This window comes from Pseudoalteromonas aliena, assembly GCF_038155085.1.
Lineage (GTDB): Bacteria > Pseudomonadota > Gammaproteobacteria > Enterobacterales > Alteromonadaceae > Pseudoalteromonas > Pseudoalteromonas aliena_A.
This window is the reverse complement of record NZ_JBAKAU010000213.1, coordinates 1-216: the sequence shown is the minus strand read 5'-3', so window position 1 is coordinate 216 and position 216 is coordinate 1. Positions and strand designations below refer to the sequence as shown.

Here is a 216-nt window from a genome sequence, read left to right as displayed (position 1 = left end):
AAGAATTGATGACTATGCGAGAAGAAATGAATGCTATACGTGAATTATTAGAACATCAAGTATCGGGCTTAAAGCAGCAAGATATGGCGCGTAAAGAACCAACACGTGCTTGCATGATAGATCGCCTCGTCGGAATGGGTATTGACAAAGAAGTTGCACAGCAAATGGCTTGCTTTGCTCCTGATGAAGTATCTCGTAAGCAAGGCTGGAAAGCTA

Annotated in this window: 1 pseudogene; it reads left to right on the top strand. The window is 42.6% G+C overall.

Features of this window, described 5'->3' with window-relative positions:
* Window positions 1-216: pseudogene (locus V6260_RS19125) on the top strand (flagellar biosynthesis protein FlhF); the annotation flags it as partial.